Annotated in this window: 18 protein-coding genes and 1 tRNA gene; 15 read left to right on the forward strand and 4 right to left on the reverse strand. The window is 30.8% G+C overall.

Annotated features, from left to right (window positions below; translation table 11 throughout):
* Positions 1-142: 142 nt before the first annotated feature.
* The 4 genes from B5E79_RS12000 to B5E79_RS12015 all read left to right on the forward strand — a co-directional run bounded on the left by B5E79_RS12000 (position 143) and on the right by B5E79_RS12015 (position 2,672).
* On the forward strand, positions 143-730 hold the full coding sequence (locus B5E79_RS12000) for an ECF transporter S component (RefSeq protein ID WP_087298190.1): 588 nt from the start codon (positions 143-145) through the stop codon (positions 728-730).
* Between the two features lie 39 nt (positions 731-769).
* Positions 770-846: transfer RNA gene (locus tag B5E79_RS12005), tRNA-Thr, on the forward strand.
* Between the two features lie 46 nt (positions 847-892).
* On the forward strand, positions 893-1,762 hold the full coding sequence (locus B5E79_RS12010) for a YitT family protein (RefSeq protein WP_087298191.1): 870 nt from the start codon (positions 893-895) through the stop codon (positions 1,760-1,762).
* A 67-nt stretch (positions 1,763-1,829) separates the two neighbouring features.
* Positions 1,830-2,672, forward strand: a complete 843-nt coding sequence (locus B5E79_RS12015; protein WP_087298192.1) for an HAD family hydrolase — start codon at positions 1,830-1,832, stop codon at positions 2,670-2,672.
* 18 nt (positions 2,673-2,690) lie between these two features.
* On the opposite strand, the gene B5E79_RS12020 is transcribed toward B5E79_RS12015, so the two are convergent.
* Both B5E79_RS12020 and B5E79_RS12025 read right to left on the reverse strand, forming a co-directional pair.
* Positions 2,691-2,921: a hypothetical protein gene (locus tag B5E79_RS12020; RefSeq protein ID WP_087298193.1), complete on the reverse strand. Its 231-nt coding sequence runs from the start codon at positions 2,919-2,921 to the stop codon at positions 2,691-2,693.
* 39 nt (positions 2,922-2,960) lie between these two features.
* Positions 2,961-4,175 (reverse strand): O-antigen ligase family protein, encoded by a 1,215-nt coding sequence (locus B5E79_RS12025; RefSeq protein WP_087298194.1) that lies wholly within the window; start codon positions 4,173-4,175, stop codon positions 2,961-2,963.
* 147 nt (positions 4,176-4,322) lie between these two features.
* Here B5E79_RS12025 and B5E79_RS12030 point away from each other — a divergent pair, with 147 nt between their 5' ends.
* Both B5E79_RS12030 and B5E79_RS12035 read left to right on the forward strand, forming a co-directional pair.
* Positions 4,323-5,189 carry a TRM11 family SAM-dependent methyltransferase gene (locus B5E79_RS12030; RefSeq protein ID WP_241147497.1) on the forward strand — a complete coding sequence of 289 codons (867 nt, stop codon included), beginning with the start codon at positions 4,323-4,325 and terminating at the stop codon, positions 5,187-5,189.
* 11 nt (positions 5,190-5,200) lie between these two features.
* Entirely contained in the window at positions 5,201-6,064 is an 864-nt protein-coding gene (locus tag B5E79_RS12035) for a diacylglycerol/lipid kinase family protein (RefSeq protein ID WP_087298196.1), read from the forward strand.
* A 204-nt stretch (positions 6,065-6,268) separates the two neighbouring features.
* Here B5E79_RS12035 and asnB read toward each other — a convergent pair whose 3' ends face one another.
* Positions 6,269-8,095, reverse strand: a complete 1,827-nt coding sequence (asnB, locus tag B5E79_RS12040; protein ID WP_087298197.1) for an asparagine synthase (glutamine-hydrolyzing) — start codon at positions 8,093-8,095, stop codon at positions 6,269-6,271.
* 77 nt (positions 8,096-8,172) lie between these two features.
* Positions 8,173-8,364 (reverse strand): hypothetical protein, encoded by a 192-nt coding sequence (locus B5E79_RS12045; RefSeq protein ID WP_087243864.1) that lies wholly within the window; start codon positions 8,362-8,364, stop codon positions 8,173-8,175.
* A 150-nt stretch (positions 8,365-8,514) separates the two neighbouring features.
* Between B5E79_RS12045 and ftsE the strand changes: the two genes are divergently transcribed.
* The 9 genes from ftsE to B5E79_RS12090 all read left to right on the forward strand — a co-directional run.
* Positions 8,515-9,207 carry a cell division ATP-binding protein FtsE gene (ftsE, locus tag B5E79_RS12050; protein ID WP_087243863.1) on the forward strand — a complete coding sequence of 231 codons (693 nt, stop codon included), beginning with the start codon at positions 8,515-8,517 and terminating at the stop codon, positions 9,205-9,207.
* Positions 9,194-10,099: a permease-like cell division protein FtsX gene (ftsX, locus tag B5E79_RS12055; RefSeq protein WP_087243862.1), complete on the forward strand. Its 906-nt coding sequence runs from the start codon at positions 9,194-9,196 to the stop codon at positions 10,097-10,099. Before ftsE ends, ftsX begins: the two co-directional genes overlap by 14 nt.
* A 40-nt stretch (positions 10,100-10,139) precedes the next feature.
* Positions 10,140-10,643 carry an AAA family ATPase gene (locus B5E79_RS12060; protein ID WP_087243861.1) on the forward strand — a complete coding sequence of 168 codons (504 nt, stop codon included), beginning with the start codon at positions 10,140-10,142 and terminating at the stop codon, positions 10,641-10,643.
* 60 nt (positions 10,644-10,703) lie between these two features.
* Entirely contained in the window at positions 10,704-11,264 is a 561-nt protein-coding gene (locus B5E79_RS12065) for a CDP-alcohol phosphatidyltransferase family protein (RefSeq protein WP_224759493.1), read from the forward strand.
* Positions 11,265-11,332: 68 nt separating this feature from the next.
* A complete protein-coding gene (locus tag B5E79_RS12070) occupies positions 11,333-11,734 on the forward strand; it encodes a hypothetical protein (protein WP_087243859.1) in 402 nt (133 codons plus the stop codon).
* A gap of 29 nt (positions 11,735-11,763) precedes the next feature.
* Positions 11,764-11,943: a hypothetical protein gene (locus tag B5E79_RS12075; protein ID WP_087298199.1), complete on the forward strand. Its 180-nt coding sequence runs from the start codon at positions 11,764-11,766 to the stop codon at positions 11,941-11,943.
* Between the two features lie 68 nt (positions 11,944-12,011).
* On the forward strand, positions 12,012-13,529 hold the full coding sequence (gpmI, locus tag B5E79_RS12080) for a 2,3-bisphosphoglycerate-independent phosphoglycerate mutase (protein ID WP_087298200.1): 1,518 nt from the start codon (positions 12,012-12,014) through the stop codon (positions 13,527-13,529).
* 113 nt (positions 13,530-13,642) lie between these two features.
* Positions 13,643-14,254 carry a hypothetical protein gene (locus B5E79_RS12085; protein ID WP_087298201.1) on the forward strand — a complete coding sequence of 204 codons (612 nt, stop codon included), beginning with the start codon at positions 13,643-13,645 and terminating at the stop codon, positions 14,252-14,254.
* Positions 14,251-15,571, forward strand: a 1,321-nt coding sequence (locus tag B5E79_RS12090) for a hypothetical protein (protein ID WP_087298202.1), incomplete at its 3' end; no start/stop codon positions are given. The genes B5E79_RS12085 and B5E79_RS12090, both read left to right, overlap by 4 nt.

Here is a 15,571-nt window from a genome sequence, read left to right on the forward strand (position 1 = left end):
TTTCATCAAATGACTTGATTTTTATATAGTTAGCTCCTTGATATTATTATACTCAATCTGGATATATAAAAAAATACAAAACTGGATATTTTCATAAGACCAATATTCATATATACTGTTAGTCATATAGGGAGTGATAGATATGAATACAAAAATATTGAAAATCGTTTTAGTTGGTTTAATGGCTGGCTTATGTTATATATCATTTATGTTTTTACAGATTAAGATTCCCACACCAGGTGGATTTACATCTTTTCATTTAGGAAATACTTTTTGTGTATTGGCAGCTTTATTGCTAGGGGGATTACCTGGTGGTATTGCAGGTGCTATTGGTATGGGAATTGCAGATTTGTTGGATCCGGCTTATGTGATTGTAGCGCCTAAAACAATTATTTTGAAATTAGGGATTGGTATCATAACTGGTTTGGTTGCACATCGTATTTTTCATATCCAGCATAAGCAAGGGAAAGCGTTATGGAAAGCAGTTATTTTATCAGCTACAGCAGGTATGTTATTTAATGTGATTGGAGAACCTATTTTTTCTTATTTTTATACAGCTTTTATTTTAGGTGCTCCTGATAATGCAGCAAAAGCATTAGCTTCATGGAATGCTATAACAACAACAGTGAATGCTTTGATGGCCATTGTTATTTCATCAATCCTGTATATGGCTATGGCTCCAAGATTAAAAAATAATGGTTTATTAAAGAAAATTGTGCCAAAGGAATAGTAGAAATCTATTCCTTTTTGTATTATAATAATACAGGATGCCGACATAGCTCCAATCGGTAGAGCAGGCCACTCGTAATGGTCAGGTTGCAGGTTCAAGTCCTGTTGTCGGCACCATATGTAAAAACGCAACTGCGTTTTTTTCTTTATAAGGGGGAGCGATATGATTTTGAATCAGGAAAGTAAAAGATATTTTTTCATTATATTAGGGGCATTTATTTTTGCATTGGGAGTAAATTTATTTGTAGTACCTGTGCAATTATATAGTAGTGGGGTATTAGGAATTGCTCAAATTATAAGAACACTATTAGAACAAATCAGTAATGGCATGTTTCCATCTTCAATAGATATATCAGGAATTATTAACTTTGCGATTAACATACCTCTATTTATGTTAGCTTATCGTACCATTTCTAAACGTTTTTTTGTCAGAACGCTATTATCTGTTATTTCTCAAACTATCTTTTTAACATTCATCATGATTCCAACAACACCACTTGTTGATGATATTCTTACCAATTGTATTATTGGTGGAATTGTGACTGGATTTGGTATAGGTCTAACATTACGCTGTTCTGGAAGTGGTGGAGGATTAGACATTTTAGGTGTCTATTTTACAAAAAAGTTACCACATTTTTCAGTAGGAAAATTATCATTATTTATTAATTTAGCAATCTATGTTGTGTGTGCATTTTTATTTCATATTGAAATAGCCATTTATTCTGCCATTTATACGACATGTTTTACACTTGTTTTAGATAAAACTCATTATCAAAATATCAATGTAACATGTGTTATTTTTACAAAACAATTAGAAATTCAAAATAAAGTTTTATCTGAAATGGGACGTGGAATGACTTTTTGGCAAGGAAAAGGTGCTTATACAAAAGAAAATACTTATGTTATGGTAACAGTGATTAGTAAATATGAAGTGAATCAACTCAAACATATTATTAAAGGTCTTGATCCACAAGCATTTACTTTATTTTTTGAAGGTATGTCAGTGGATGGACACTTTGAAAAGAGATTATAGATTTGCAGTATTTGAAACAAATTTGGTTTTTATAGAGATTTGATTATAATGAAAATAGGGGGATTTGATGGACAAGAAATTAATCTTTTTAGATGCAGATGGAACATTGACATTGCCAGATGGACGAGTATCACCAAAGGTGCAAGAAGCTATTCATCAAGTTCAAAAAAATGGACATGAAGTCTTTTTATGTACAGGAAGAAGTTATGCAGGAGCTAGACCACTTTTTCCAATTGGTTTCGATGGTATTATCAGTAGTGCGGGTGGATATATTGAGGTGCATGGTCAAAAAATCTTTGAATCATGTTTGAGTCAAGAAGATATTCAACTGGCAAGACATATTTTTGATCAGCATCACATTTTATATAATTTAGAAGCTAATCATATGACTTTTCAAGATGAAAAGATGAATTATGAATTTGTAAAACATCGTTTAAAAGATGGAGAAAATTTAAATTCTGAATTACAGAGATTATTAAATGAACAAAAAGAACATTTTAATATTCATCCATTAAAGGAATATGATGAAAATCCTATTCCTATTCAAAAGCTATGTTTTATGTGTGAAAAAGAGGAAGATTTAGAAGAACCTAAACGTGTTCTATCAGATAAATTTCATTTTGTCATTCATGAAATCTTTTCTCAAGATGTCATTAATGGTGAAATTATTATGAAAGGAACAGATAAGGGAACGGCTGTTGAAAAGGTATGTGAATATTTAAATATTCCTATTCAAAATACAATTGCTTTTGGAGATAGTATGAATGATTATGCGATGATTCAGACTTGTGAATATGGTGTTGTCATGGCAAATGGATCAAAAGAACTCAAACAATATGGAAATGCTATATGTGAAAGTGTACAGGATGATGGAATTTATCATGAATTGCATCGTTTAGGTTTATTTTAAAAAGTTGTCATAAAACGTTTATAACGTCTTTTGACAACTTTTTCTTTCTTTATATGCCATAGCTTCTCTTTGAAAATGTTTATAACCAAGATATGAAAAAATAATGAGGACAAGAGAATAACCAAGTGCAATCATCAAATCGAACTTAATGAAAAGCACAATGATAGCAAGAATCAAAAGCCAAAGTGAATGTTTATAACGCTGAAATTTTTCTTCAGGGTTTAAAGAATACCAGAACCATTTGTGCATAGATATCGCACTCCTCTTATTTATTATAACATAAAAAACCTACTTACGTAGGCTTTCATAAGCTTTTAAAGCATGTTTATGAACATCAAAAGAGCTGGCAATTAAAAGGTATAAAAATCCAGTCTGAACAAAGAAAATAGTATAATCTAATATCCCGTGAATAAAGATCATCACTGTAAAGGATACAATCAATGCAACCAATGTCTTATCAACTTTTAATTTCCATAAACGATATAATCTTTGAATATTAGAATAAATATATGGAGCAATAGTTAATAATCCGACAATTCCAAAACAAAGCAATGGATCTAAATAAATACTATGAGCATGTTCGGTTGGATGACCATGATATAATGGATAGATATGCATATAAGTCATAGGGCCTTCACCAAACAAAGGATGTGTTATAATATTTTGAATAGCAACTTCCCAGATACCAGCACGTGTCATGAAATAAGCAACAATATTATCAACACGTGGGAATTTTGATGGATTTAATAGGAAATAAATACAAGCCACAATAACAAGAGCTAATATGCATGCACATGTTTTATGATGCTTGTCTACAATCAACATAATTAAAATGCCACCAGCTAATGCAGGCCATGCAGTTCGACAGGCAGTTAATAATAAAACAAAAAGATTTAATCCAATGACTGCGACATAATAAATAAATTTTTTCCATTCTAATTTTATATCTTTAATTTTTAATATTTTATAGAAAGTTAAACAAACAAAGAATTCAATCATCATAGCATAGTAATTAGCATTAAAGAAAACGGAATTAATACGATCTTGAGGACGATTGAATATCATGATTTCAAATTGATCAATATTGTAAGAATTCAAAATACCAATATATTCAATTAAACCATATAAAGCTGCAAAAATACTTAAAACAATAATACAGTTTGTTATATATTCAAATAATCGTGAATCAATATGAATACGATAATATAAAACAAAAGATAAAATCACTAAAATACCAATGCTACAAACAAAACCATAATAGTTTTGATAAAACAGAGAAACAATAGCACTTAATAAACTAAAATAAATAATAAAACGACTTTTAGGTATTTGTCTATAAGCTTCCTGTATTTCCCCTTTCCATAATAAACGAAGTGTTAAAAATATTAAAATCCCTCCACACATATAAAAAGGTAAAAACATTGAAAAAACAGCAACAATGATATATCTTTGATGATGTGTAAAATGTGTTTTTAAATACTGAATCCCAAAAATAAAAAACACCTCCCAAACGTATCTCTATTTTACAACATTTCTAAATTTATGTATACTATAAATAATCAAGATAACAAAAATGTAAGAAATGAGGGAAACAAGCTGAAATATTTATATATTTATAATTATTCGCCACATGAACAGAACTTATGTGAAATGGAATTTAGACATATTTTTCATGAAAATATGCAAACAAAATATTATATAACGAATCAGGATTTTGATTATTCCAGAAGTGCTTATATCAGGGGAAAATTAAATATTTTATATGAAAGTGCCTGTTTTGATGAAATAGTCAATTTTATTGAACAACAGAATTATTGTTATTATGATTTTAAAGTCATCTATTTAAAAAACGAAATCACACATGTGCCATATCAGGAATCAATTGATAAATGTAAGCAGATTGCCTTGCCTATTGCTGGATCAGTGAATATGCATCATCCTCAAACAATTTTTGCGATTACAAAAATTCATGAAATATGGTATTTTGGTATTTATCAAAATGATATGAGCTGGAATCAACATAATGATAAACCTTATTCATATTCACATTCATTAGCCTTAAGAGATGCGAGAGCAGTTGTTAATATTGCTTTAGGAAATGATTTATTTAAAACGATTGTTGATCCATGTTGTGGAGTAGGAACTGTTGTTTTAGAAGGATTGAGCATGAATGCTCATATTGTTGGTTATGATATCAATAAATATGTGGCTTATCAGGCAAGATTGAACTTAGAACATTATGGGTATGATCCATTATTGATTCAAAGATGTGATATGAGAACATTAAAGAAAACATATGATGTCTGTATTTTAGATATTCCTTATGGTGTATATAGTCCATTTACATATCAGCAACAATGCGAACTTTTAGAAAAGACCAGAGATATTGCAGCAGAGCTGGTTTTGATTTCACATGTTCCAATGCAAAAAGAATTAATAAATATAGGATATCATATGAAAGATCAAGCTATGATACAAAAAGGGAGCTTTCAAAGATATATAACACATTGTCTATAGGAGTGGGAAAAATGAAACATATTTTTATGATGCATGATACAAAGCGTCATCATGATTTAGAAGGCGTGATTCATGATATCATGCAGGAATATGTATATGAAATTGTTTATACAACATCAATGCAAGATAGTCAAAAATACATTCAAAATTGTTTAGAACCATCAAGATTTTATGCAGTTGGTGGAGATGGAACAATCAATGGCTTGTTGCAGGCGTTAGTACATAGTGAACATGAGCTCGTTATTTTACCTTTTGGAACGGGGAATGATTTTTGTCGTACACTTACAAAAGAAAAGGATATCCGTCAACTATTAATTCAATCATTAAAGCAAGAAAGCCAAAAAGTTGATACCATTCAAATCAATGACAGATATTATCTTAATGCAGCATGTTTTGGATTAGATAGTATGATTGCGAATAAAGTCCATGATATTCCAGATATTCCATTTGTACCTGAATCACAGAGTTATATTATATCTATTTTTAAACAAGTATTTCGTTATGATAATCATCATGTAAAGATTGTATCAGATGGAAAATGTCTTTATGATAATCAGACGATTCTCTGTACATTAAATAATGCACAATATTATGGTGGTGGTTTTCAAATCACACCTCAAGCTCAAATTCAGGATGGTTATATGGATATCTGTGTTGTTGATCGTGTACCAAAGATCAAAATACCTTATCTAGTCACTTATCTTTTATCACATCAATTACATAAACGGCATGAAGTCCATTATTATAAAGTGAAAGAAGCAACAGTTTACTGTCACTATAGCTGTAATATTGATGGTGAAGAGTATAAGGCAGACAGTTATCATTTTCAAGTATGTCCGCAATCATTAAACTTAGTGTTGTATAAAAAAAGCTGATATGAATAAGTCATTCATTGTGACTTACTCAATCAGCTTTTCCATTATATATGATTATAATGATTTTCTTTTTTTATTAACAACAAGAATTCCTACACTAATAAGTGCTAATGAAGCGATAAAGTAACCTTACCATTAGCATCAACTAAGATTTGAGTTTTTCTTTCTTCATAACTATAACAAAAAAACACTAAGATATTTAACTTAGTGTTCATATTCTTCTGCAAAGAAAACCTGATGCCATAATGAGAAGCAATAGACAGTCCAGATTTTTTTATAATAGTCATGTTTATGATTTTTATGGTCTTCTAACATAGATAATAGTTTTTGATCATCAAACAATTGTTTAATAATAGGTGTCTGTAAACCATCATAAACTTTTTGATAAAGATCATCTTCACGCATCCATTCTCTAAGTGGAACAGGGAAACCTAATTTCTTTTTCTTGTAAGCTTCATTAGGAATGACTTTTTTAGCAGCTTGTCTTAATAAGACTTTTGTATTTTCTTTTGTGACTTTTTGATTATCTTTTAATTGACTTGCGACTTGGAAAACTTCTTTATCTGTAAAAGGAACACGACTTTCAATAGAATGAGCCATTGTCATTTTATCACCTTTTTGCAAGATGTCTTTAATAAACCAAGTTTGTAAATCAAAAGCTTGTCTTTTTTGAATATTTGTTGCTTTTTGAACACGATCAAAGACATTTCCAACAATATCTTTATGACTATGTAAATGACTTGTATCTTTTAATAAATGTTTACAATCATTATCAGAGAACACAGGATTAACACCTACATAATAATCTTCAATACGTTCACCATTTCTAATTAAGAAAGGAATACCTTTAAATGTGGGTAGATGTTTACATATAGATGCAATAGCATGACGAATGAAGAAAGGAATTTTTCCATACAATCCACTATCAATATCCCCACGATAAGTATTATAACCACCAAAAAATTCATCAGCACCTTCACCAGATAAAACAACTTTGACATCCTGACTGGCAAGTTGACTAACAAAATATAAAGCGACTGCAGCTGGATCGGCAGTTGGTTCATCTAAATGATACATAATCTTTGGTAAGACTTCCAAATATTCTTCTTTAGTAATAATCTTACTTTTGTTTTCAATACCTAATTGTTGTGTTAAATCTTTAGCGTAGTTAATTTCATTATATCTTTCATCATTATATCCAACTGTATAAGTATGTTGAGGTCTCGCTAATGAAACAAGATATGATGAATCAATCCCACTGCTTAAGAATGATCCAACTTCAACATCAGCAATCAAATGATGTTGGATAGAATCTTTCATGATTTGATCAATAGCTTGAATCATTTCCTGATCAGTTTTATATTGATCTTTGAATTCAATATGATAATAACGTTTAATTTGAATCTTTTGATCCTTATAAATAAGATAATGTCCTGGTAACAATTGTTTAACATTTTTAAAGAAAGTCTTTTCACCAGCTACATAATTCATTTTTAAATAAATATCTAAGACTTCAGTATTTAATTCTTTTTTAAAATCAGGATGATCTAAGAAACCTTTGATTTCACTTGCAAATAAGAAATGAGCAGGATCATCATAATAATAGAAAGGTTTAATTCCAAAATGATCTCTGGCACAGAATAACTCATGTGTCTCAGTATCATATAATGCAAAAGCAAACATCCCTCTTAAATAATTCACAACATCATAACGATATTCTTGAAAACCATGTAAAATAACTTCTGTATCACTATGAGTTTGAAAAACATGCCCTTTGGCTTCTAAATCTTTTTTTAATTCTAGATAATTATATATTTCTCCATTAAAGACAACGACCAAATGATCAGATTTCATAGGTTGCTGACCACCAGCTAAATCTATAATAGATAAACGACGATGTCCTAAAGCTACATAATCATCAATGAACTGCCCTTCACCATCAGGCCCTCTATGAGCAATACGATCCATCATCTTTTTTAGTATTTGACTTGCATTTTCATTAACAGGTGCGAATCCAACTATTCCACACATCGTAATCACTTCCTTCGTGAAAGCATTATAACATGCTTTTTCATATAAAAAAATAAAAAAGTAAAGAAAAAGAGGACTTAATCCTCATTGATGTCTACATATAATTCAACATATCCACAAGATTTACATAATGCCGCTTTTAAAGCATATTCCTTTTTCTTCAGGTTTTCATTTTTTTCGATGATTGTAAAGTCGCTAATAGGTTGTGCAGTATCTTTAATATAACAATCTTCTTTCATTTCTTTATGACATCTTGGACATTTTCTCATGCATACCACCTCTCTAATATTATTATACAAAATTTTAAAAAGAAAACAAAGAAAAACAGAAAAATGTGTTCATTATGATTTTACAAGAAATCCATTATTTCCCATTTTATTCGTTGAAATATATGTTATAATATGTCGAGAGGTGATTGGATGATAAAACTTGAAAATGTAACAAAAGTATATAAAACCGGTGTAAGAGCCGTTAATAATATGAATGTTGATATTGGTGATGGTGAGTTTGTTTATGTCATTGGTCCAACTGGTGCAGGTAAATCAACTTTCATCAAATTATTGTATCGTGAAGAAAAAGCCAGTTCTGGTAAAGTTATAGTAGCAGGACAGGATGTCTCTAAAATTAAAGATCGTAAGGTTCCTTATTTTAGAAGAAATATTGGTGTTGTTTTTCAAAACTTTAGATTATTACCTAAAAAAACAGTCTTTGAAAATGTAGCTTTTACATTAGAAGTGACTGATACACCTAAAGTTCAAATCAGAAAAAAAGTGAGAAGAACATTAGAACTTGTTGGATTAGAAGATAAAGCCAATGCTTTTCCTCATGAATTATCTGGTGGTCAACAACAACGTGTAGCGATTGCCAGAGCGATTGTGAATAATCCTAAAGTTTTGATTGCTGATGAACCAACAGGAAACTTGGATCCTGATACTTCTCATGAAATTATAGAATTATTAGAGCGAATTAATGAAATTAATCATACAACAATATTAGTTGTCACACATGATAAAGAAATTGTTCAAAAACATAAAAAAAGAACAATCTTAATTGAAGATGGTTGTATTAAAACGGATACAAGTGTAGGAGGTTATGTTGATGGAATTCATTAGTTGTATAAGAAACTTTCCTAAACACTGTAAAACAGCTTTTCAAAATATTTGGCGTAATGGCGTTATGTCTGTATCATCTATTTTTGCAGTGACTATAACCTTATTATTAATTGCAGTGATTGGAGTTATTGCGATTAATATTCAGGATATGACTTATAGTATTGAAGATAGTTTAACAATCTATGTACAGATGGATAGAGAAATCAGTGATAAAGAAGCACAACAGATATTGCCTGAAATTGAAAAAATTGATGGCGTTAAAAAAGCAACTTTTTCATCTAAGGAAAATGAGTTAGATAAGTTAATTGAAATGCAGGATGAAGATGGGAAAAAATTGTTTGAAAGTTATCGTGAAAACAATCCTTTAGGAGCAGCTTATGTTGTTGAAGTGGACGATGCCAAAGAAATAGATACGGTAGCTGATCAGATTAGTGGTTTAGAACATGTCAATCAAGCGACATCTGGTGGAGACTCTACAAATTCTTTAGTGAATAGTTTAGAAACAGTTAGAAATGGTGGTGCTATTTTCGTTGTAGGACTGACTATTATCGCATTGTTTATGATTGCCAATACAATCAAGATTACAATTACATCACGTCAAACAGAAATCAGTATTATGCGTATGGTTGGAGCAAGCAACTGGTATATTCGTTTACCATATATGCTTGAGGGTGTTTTTATTGGTTTATTAGGTTCTATTGTTCCTATTCTGGTGATGTATTTTGGATATAATTGGATATACAGTGGAGCTGTGGATTTATTGCCAGCCATGTTATCAATGCGTGAACCATTCCCATTTATTTGGCATTGTTCAGGAATAATGGTTGCTTTAGGATGTGGTGTTGGTTTGATTGGAAGTTTTGTATCAGTTAGAAAATTCTTGAAATTTTAAAAGCTTTGGGAAAAGACCCGAAGCTTTTTTTGGAGGTTATATGAAAAGGTTTATTATGATTGGTGGAACGATGGGAGTTGGCAAAACAACCACGAGTCAACTTTTAAAAAAGAAATTAAATCATAGCGTTATGTTAGATGGTGATTGGTGTTGGGATATGCATCCTTTTATTGTGAATGAAGAAACCAAAGCCATGGTCATCAATAATATTGTATATCAGTTACAGTCTTTTATTGACTGCTCTGTGATTGAAAATATTATTTTTTGTTGGGTGATGCATGAACAATCTATCATTGACCAAATTTGTGATCGTCTTTGTTTAGATGACTGTCAGGTTTATTCAATATCCCTTGTCTGTGATGAACAGACATTAAGACAACATCTTCAAAAAGATATTGACTTAGGTCTAAGAGAAGAGAGCATCATCAAAAGAAGCTTAGAGCGTATGTCTTGTTATGATAAGTTATCTTCACATCAGATAGATATTTCTTCATTGAAGCAAGATGAAATTATTCAGGATATTATCGAATATATTCAAAAATAACATACGTTGACTTCACTATCTATTTTCCTTATAATAGGGAATATATAAAGGCAGGGACATATGATGTTTACAAAGAAAGAAATTTTTAGTATTCCAAATATATTATGTTATTTTCGTATATTACTCGTACCCGTATTTTTATGGGCATATTTTGATTTGCAGTCGGATGAAGGGCATTTTGTAGCGGCAATTATCTTGGTACTATCAAGTTTAAGTGATTTTCTTGATGGATTTATTGCCAGAAAATGTCATATGATTACAGAACTCGGTAAGCTGATTGACCCTGTGGCTGATAAATTGACACAGTTTGTAGTGGCATGTACATTAATGTATACTTATCCAGCCTATGCATGGCTGGTTGCGATTATTGTCTTGAAAGATGGTATGTTGTTGTTTGTGGGATATTATATTTATCGTAAAAAAGATAAACATCTTTCTCAAGCTCAAATGCCTGGTAAGGTCGCAACAGCTGTATTCTTTATTGTATCTATTATTCTGGTTGCTTTTTATATTCCAGGAACAATGATTTCATCAATTTTGATTTATTCAACGCTTATTTTAATGATTATTGCGATGATTTATTATGGGCATGGTTTATATCGTTTATATCGTGAGAATTAAAGGCTTTTATAGCCTTTTTTCTATGCTTTCTTTTATGAATTCTGTATAATAAAAATAGGTGATATATTATGGGAAATAAAAGAGAATTAAAACGTTTATGTTATATGGAAGCTTTGGAAGATAATGTGGTTGGAGTAGAGATGATTTTAAATAGATTTAATCAGATTGATAATAAAAAAGGTGTTTTTGATTCTTATATTTTGACACATGATCGTACCAAAGCTATTTTGGATTTAGAATTGTCACTGGCTACACTTTGTATTTTACTTAGAAAGATGTCTGAAAACTTGATGGTTGTTATACCATCAGAATTACGACGTGATATTAATAGTATTATTCACTCTAATCGTTTTGAATATAATCGACTGGAAGTGATTGTCTATTCACAAAAAGGGAGAGAACCAGTAGATTTAAGAGGGTTGCTTCGCTTTTGTCATTCAGTGCTTGATAGTGACAAAGTTCGTAAATAAGGGATGTTAAAATATCATTGGTGATGACAATGAATTTAAGAAAGAATATAGGTATCATTATGATGATGTTAGGTGTGATTTTAACGATTAATCATGAACAACAAAATGAGTTTATTCAACAGCTGGAAACAAGTATTAAAGCTTATTGGCCTCTGGTTATTAGTTTTATAGGTATCTATATGATTTCTACACCTAGAAAAAGAAAATAAAATGTATATATAACTTTATTTTTTAAGTCAAATTTTGTATAATGAACGCGTATGGAGGTATAGAGAATATGAAAAAAAGACCTGTAGTTTTATGTATTTTAGATGGGTATGGATTAACTGATCGTGTTGATGGAAATGCGGTAAAATTAGCAAATACACCTAATTTAGATGATTTAATGGCCATGTATCCAACAACAACTTTAAAAGCTTGTGGAAATGCCGTTGGATTACCTGAAGGACAAATGGGAAATAGTGAAGTTGGGCATTTAAATATTGGTGCGGGAAGAATTGTGTACCAATCATTAACACTCATTAATAAAGCTGTAGAAGATGGAACATTCTTTACAAATGAAGCTTTCTTAAAAGCAATTCAACATGCAAAAGATAATGATTCTAAGTTACATATTTGGGGATTATTATCAAATGGTGGTGTTCACTCTTCAAATGAACATATTTATGCATTGTTAAAACTTGCAAAAGATCAAGGTTTAGAAAAAGTTTATGTCCATGCATTCTTAGATGGTAGAGATGTAGCTCCTGATAGTGGTGCTGATTTTGTGAAAGAATTACAAGATCAAATGGATGAAATTGGTGTTGGTCAAATTGCTTCTATCTCTGGTAGATATTATGCTATGGACAGAGATAAAAGAATGGATCGTATTGAATTAGCATATAACGCATTAATTGGAAAATCTGGTGAAACTTATAGTGATCCAGTTCAATATGTCAAAGATTCATATGCGAAAGAAGTTTATGATGAATTCGTGATTCCTGGATATAATCCAGATACAAATGGTGCTATTGCAGATAATGATGCTATTATCTTTGCTAACTTCAGACCAGATAGAGCGATTCAAATGTCTAATGTGTTCACTGCTGATGTTTATGATAACTTTAAACCAGCAGATAAACCACAAAATATTCATTTTGTATGTATGATGAGATATGCTGATACTGTTAATGGAGATATCGCATTCCATTCATTGGATTTATCAAATACTTTAGGTGATTATTTATCAGCTCAAGGATTAAAACAATTAAGAATTGCTGAAACTGAAAAATATGCGCATGTCACATTCTTTATGGATGGTGGAGTTGATAAAGAAATTGAAGGAGCAACTCGTGTTTTAATTAATTCACCAAAAGTGGCCACTTATGATTTACAACCAGAAATGAGTGCATATGAAGTTAAAGATGCATTAATTGCTGAATTAGATAAAGATATCTATGATGTTGTCATTGTCAACTTTGCAAACTGTGATATGGTTGGACATACTGGAATTATTCCTGCAGCTATCAAAGCAGTCAGCGTCGTTGATGAATGTGTTGGAGAAGTTTATGAAAAAGTTCTTGAACTTGGTGGAACAATGTTAATTACTGCGGACCATGGTAACAGTGAAAGACTATTGGATGAAGAAGGAAATCCATTTACAGCTCATACAACAAATCCAGTACCTTTAATTCTAACAAATACACACTTAGAATTAAAAGAAGGTGGAAAACTAGGAGATTTAGCTCCAACAATTTTACAGTTATTAGGATTACCAATCCCTAAAGAAATGACTGGAGAAAGCTTATTAAAATAATAGAAATGAAGGCTAAGACGAATCAAAACGTCTGGCCTTTTTTTTGTAGACAACATGAAAATAAGTCTATCTATGTCAAAATATGATATAATAAGTAAAAGGGAGGGGTTATTATGAAACCAAAATTAAAATATGCTCCATTGGCTATCGCAACGGCTATTGTCAATGTTATAGCACTCATTGGAACATATATGATTTATTCACCGTTAAACAGTCTTGCAAATGCATCAAGTTCGGGTGATTATGCAAGCTTGGCGAATTTTTCAACAGATTCATTGACAAATGCTTCTTTGATTTTTTTATTAGGCATTGTCGCAACAGCGGTGATTGCCATTTTATTACTTGTATTCTTTATTTATGAAGAAAGAAAAATAGCCATCATTATCAGTTGTGTTATAGGGGCAATTGAATTTGTTTTATTCTTACGCTTCTTTGATACAATCATGTCAACAGTCATGGGAGGATTAGGATCATTGATATGGGGGTCTACACAATCAGAAAGTAATATGGTTGCATCAATTCTAGGAAGTTTACAATTGACATTGGTTGTGACATTCATTGGTGCTATCTTCCACATTATTATTCTTTTACAGATGTATCGTGTGATTCATCTTTCATTCTTACAGCCATATACACCATCACTACTTTGTGGTGAGGCTATAAACGTTAATCAGGAGAGTTCTTCTCAAGAATCAAATCCCGATGAAGGAGGGGAATCACAATGAAAAAAACATATTCTTTTAAACCACTATGTTTATTGATTCTCATATTTGACTTGATATTATCTATCAGTTTATGGAGAATTGCGACTATGGCATCAGATGTATTCAGTTTGATGGGTTCATTATCAAGTCTTATAAATTGGGCTATCTTTTTGATGGTTGGTGTATTAGGTGTGATTGTTGTAACTGTACTTTTATATCTTTATTATTTAAAGACAGAAAAAGTTCAGGGTATTTTATGGGATGCTATTTTACACACAGTCTTTTCTGTATTTTTTGGATTCCAGATGATAGATCTAGGTGATTCATTACAAGGTTTGGGCGGAAATCAAACTTTCACAACTATCATGGGTATTCTTGTTTTTGCTTCAGCATTATTACATTTATTTATCATGTTGCGTTTAGATCAAGTGATTCATGTGACTGTTTTAGATGCTTATTTACCAGCAGGTAAAGGACAGACGATTCAATCACCACCACCAGTCCATCAAACAGTTACAGAAGATACAGCAGCTCCAACACAAGAAGTGAAGACACCTGCTGAACCAGTCATTACAAAAGAAAAAGCTATTGCATTTTTGAAAACAAAAAATGGGAAAATGATTTTAGGTGCTGTCATTGTTGTTGTGCTTGCTTTTGTAGGATATAAGATTTGGGATACATTCTTCAATAAAACAGTTATTGATGCTTTTGCAAACATGACCGTATCATATGATGGATATGATGGTGCTGGGGAAGCCTATATTGATGAGTCAGATATTGACTATGATATGACTAATGCTCAGTTAGCACAGTTTGTTGGTGATATTTCATTTGATATTGAAAATAATGGAGAACTTTCTAATGGTGATAAAGTAACAGTAACAGCCGTATATTCAAAGGAAACAGCTAAACAATTAAAAGTTGTTTTAAAAGAAGAATCAAAACAATTTGATGTTTCAGGTTTAATTGTGAAATATCAAAGTGCTTCTGAAATTGATAAAACGCTTTATCAAAAAGCATACGATGCTGCATTACAAGAATCAACAAATTCATCTTATTATGATACTGATTCAAAAAGAACTTTCTATAAGTCTTATTATATTAAAGAAAATACAGAAAATATTGAATATCAAAGAAATTATTTAGTCTTTGTCTTTAAAGAAACTTATCAGGGTTATGACTATTCAACACATCAAGATGTTGAAAAAACAAGATATATGTATTATTACACAAACTTTGATTCTAGTTATGATAGTGATGATGAATATATGGGAAAATCACGTTTATATAATGATTCATTTGATTATGTTGAAAATGAAGCTGATGTATTGACATCAC

The sequence above is a fragment of the Massilimicrobiota sp. An134 genome (genome assembly GCF_002160815.1).
Classification (GTDB): Bacteria; Bacillota_I; Bacilli_A; order Erysipelotrichales; family Coprobacillaceae; genus Allocoprobacillus; species Allocoprobacillus merdigallinarum.

Excerpts from the sequence above, each read along its gene's own strand:
- B5E79_RS12015 (WP_087298192.1), top strand. The coding sequence starts at position 1,830 with ATGGACAAGAAATTAATCTTTTTAGATGCAGATGGAACATTGACATTG.
- B5E79_RS12070 (WP_087243859.1), top strand. The coding sequence starts at position 11,333 with ATGGGAAATAAAAGAGAATTAAAACGTTTATGTTATATGGAAGCTTTG.
- ftsE (WP_087243863.1), top strand. The coding sequence starts at position 8,515 with ATGATAAAACTTGAAAATGTAACAAAAGTATATAAAACCGGTGTAAGA.
- B5E79_RS12045 (WP_087243864.1), bottom strand. The coding sequence starts at position 8,364 with ATGAGAAAATGTCCAAGATGTCATAAAGAAATGAAAGAAGATTGTTAT.
- B5E79_RS12085 (WP_087298201.1), top strand. The coding sequence starts at position 13,643 with ATGAAACCAAAATTAAAATATGCTCCATTGGCTATCGCAACGGCTATT.
- B5E79_RS12010 (WP_087298191.1), top strand. The coding sequence starts at position 893 with ATGATTTTGAATCAGGAAAGTAAAAGATATTTTTTCATTATATTAGGG.
- B5E79_RS12030 (WP_241147497.1), top strand. The coding sequence starts at position 4,323 with ATGGAATTTAGACATATTTTTCATGAAAATATGCAAACAAAATATTAT.
- asnB (WP_087298197.1), bottom strand. The coding sequence starts at position 8,095 with ATGTGTGGAATAGTTGGATTCGCACCTGTTAATGAAAATGCAAGTCAA.
- B5E79_RS12060 (WP_087243861.1), top strand. The coding sequence starts at position 10,140 with ATGAAAAGGTTTATTATGATTGGTGGAACGATGGGAGTTGGCAAAACA.
- B5E79_RS12020 (WP_087298193.1), bottom strand. The coding sequence starts at position 2,921 with ATGCACAAATGGTTCTGGTATTCTTTAAACCCTGAAGAAAAATTTCAG.
- ftsX (WP_087243862.1), top strand. The coding sequence starts at position 9,194 with ATGGAATTCATTAGTTGTATAAGAAACTTTCCTAAACACTGTAAAACA.
- gpmI (WP_087298200.1), top strand. The coding sequence starts at position 12,012 with ATGAAAAAAAGACCTGTAGTTTTATGTATTTTAGATGGGTATGGATTA.
- B5E79_RS12000 (WP_087298190.1), top strand. The coding sequence starts at position 143 with ATGAATACAAAAATATTGAAAATCGTTTTAGTTGGTTTAATGGCTGGC.
- B5E79_RS12075 (WP_087298199.1), top strand. The coding sequence starts at position 11,764 with ATGAATTTAAGAAAGAATATAGGTATCATTATGATGATGTTAGGTGTG.
- B5E79_RS12035 (WP_087298196.1), top strand. The coding sequence starts at position 5,201 with ATGAAACATATTTTTATGATGCATGATACAAAGCGTCATCATGATTTA.
- B5E79_RS12065 (WP_224759493.1), top strand. The coding sequence starts at position 10,704 with ATGATGTTTACAAAGAAAGAAATTTTTAGTATTCCAAATATATTATGT.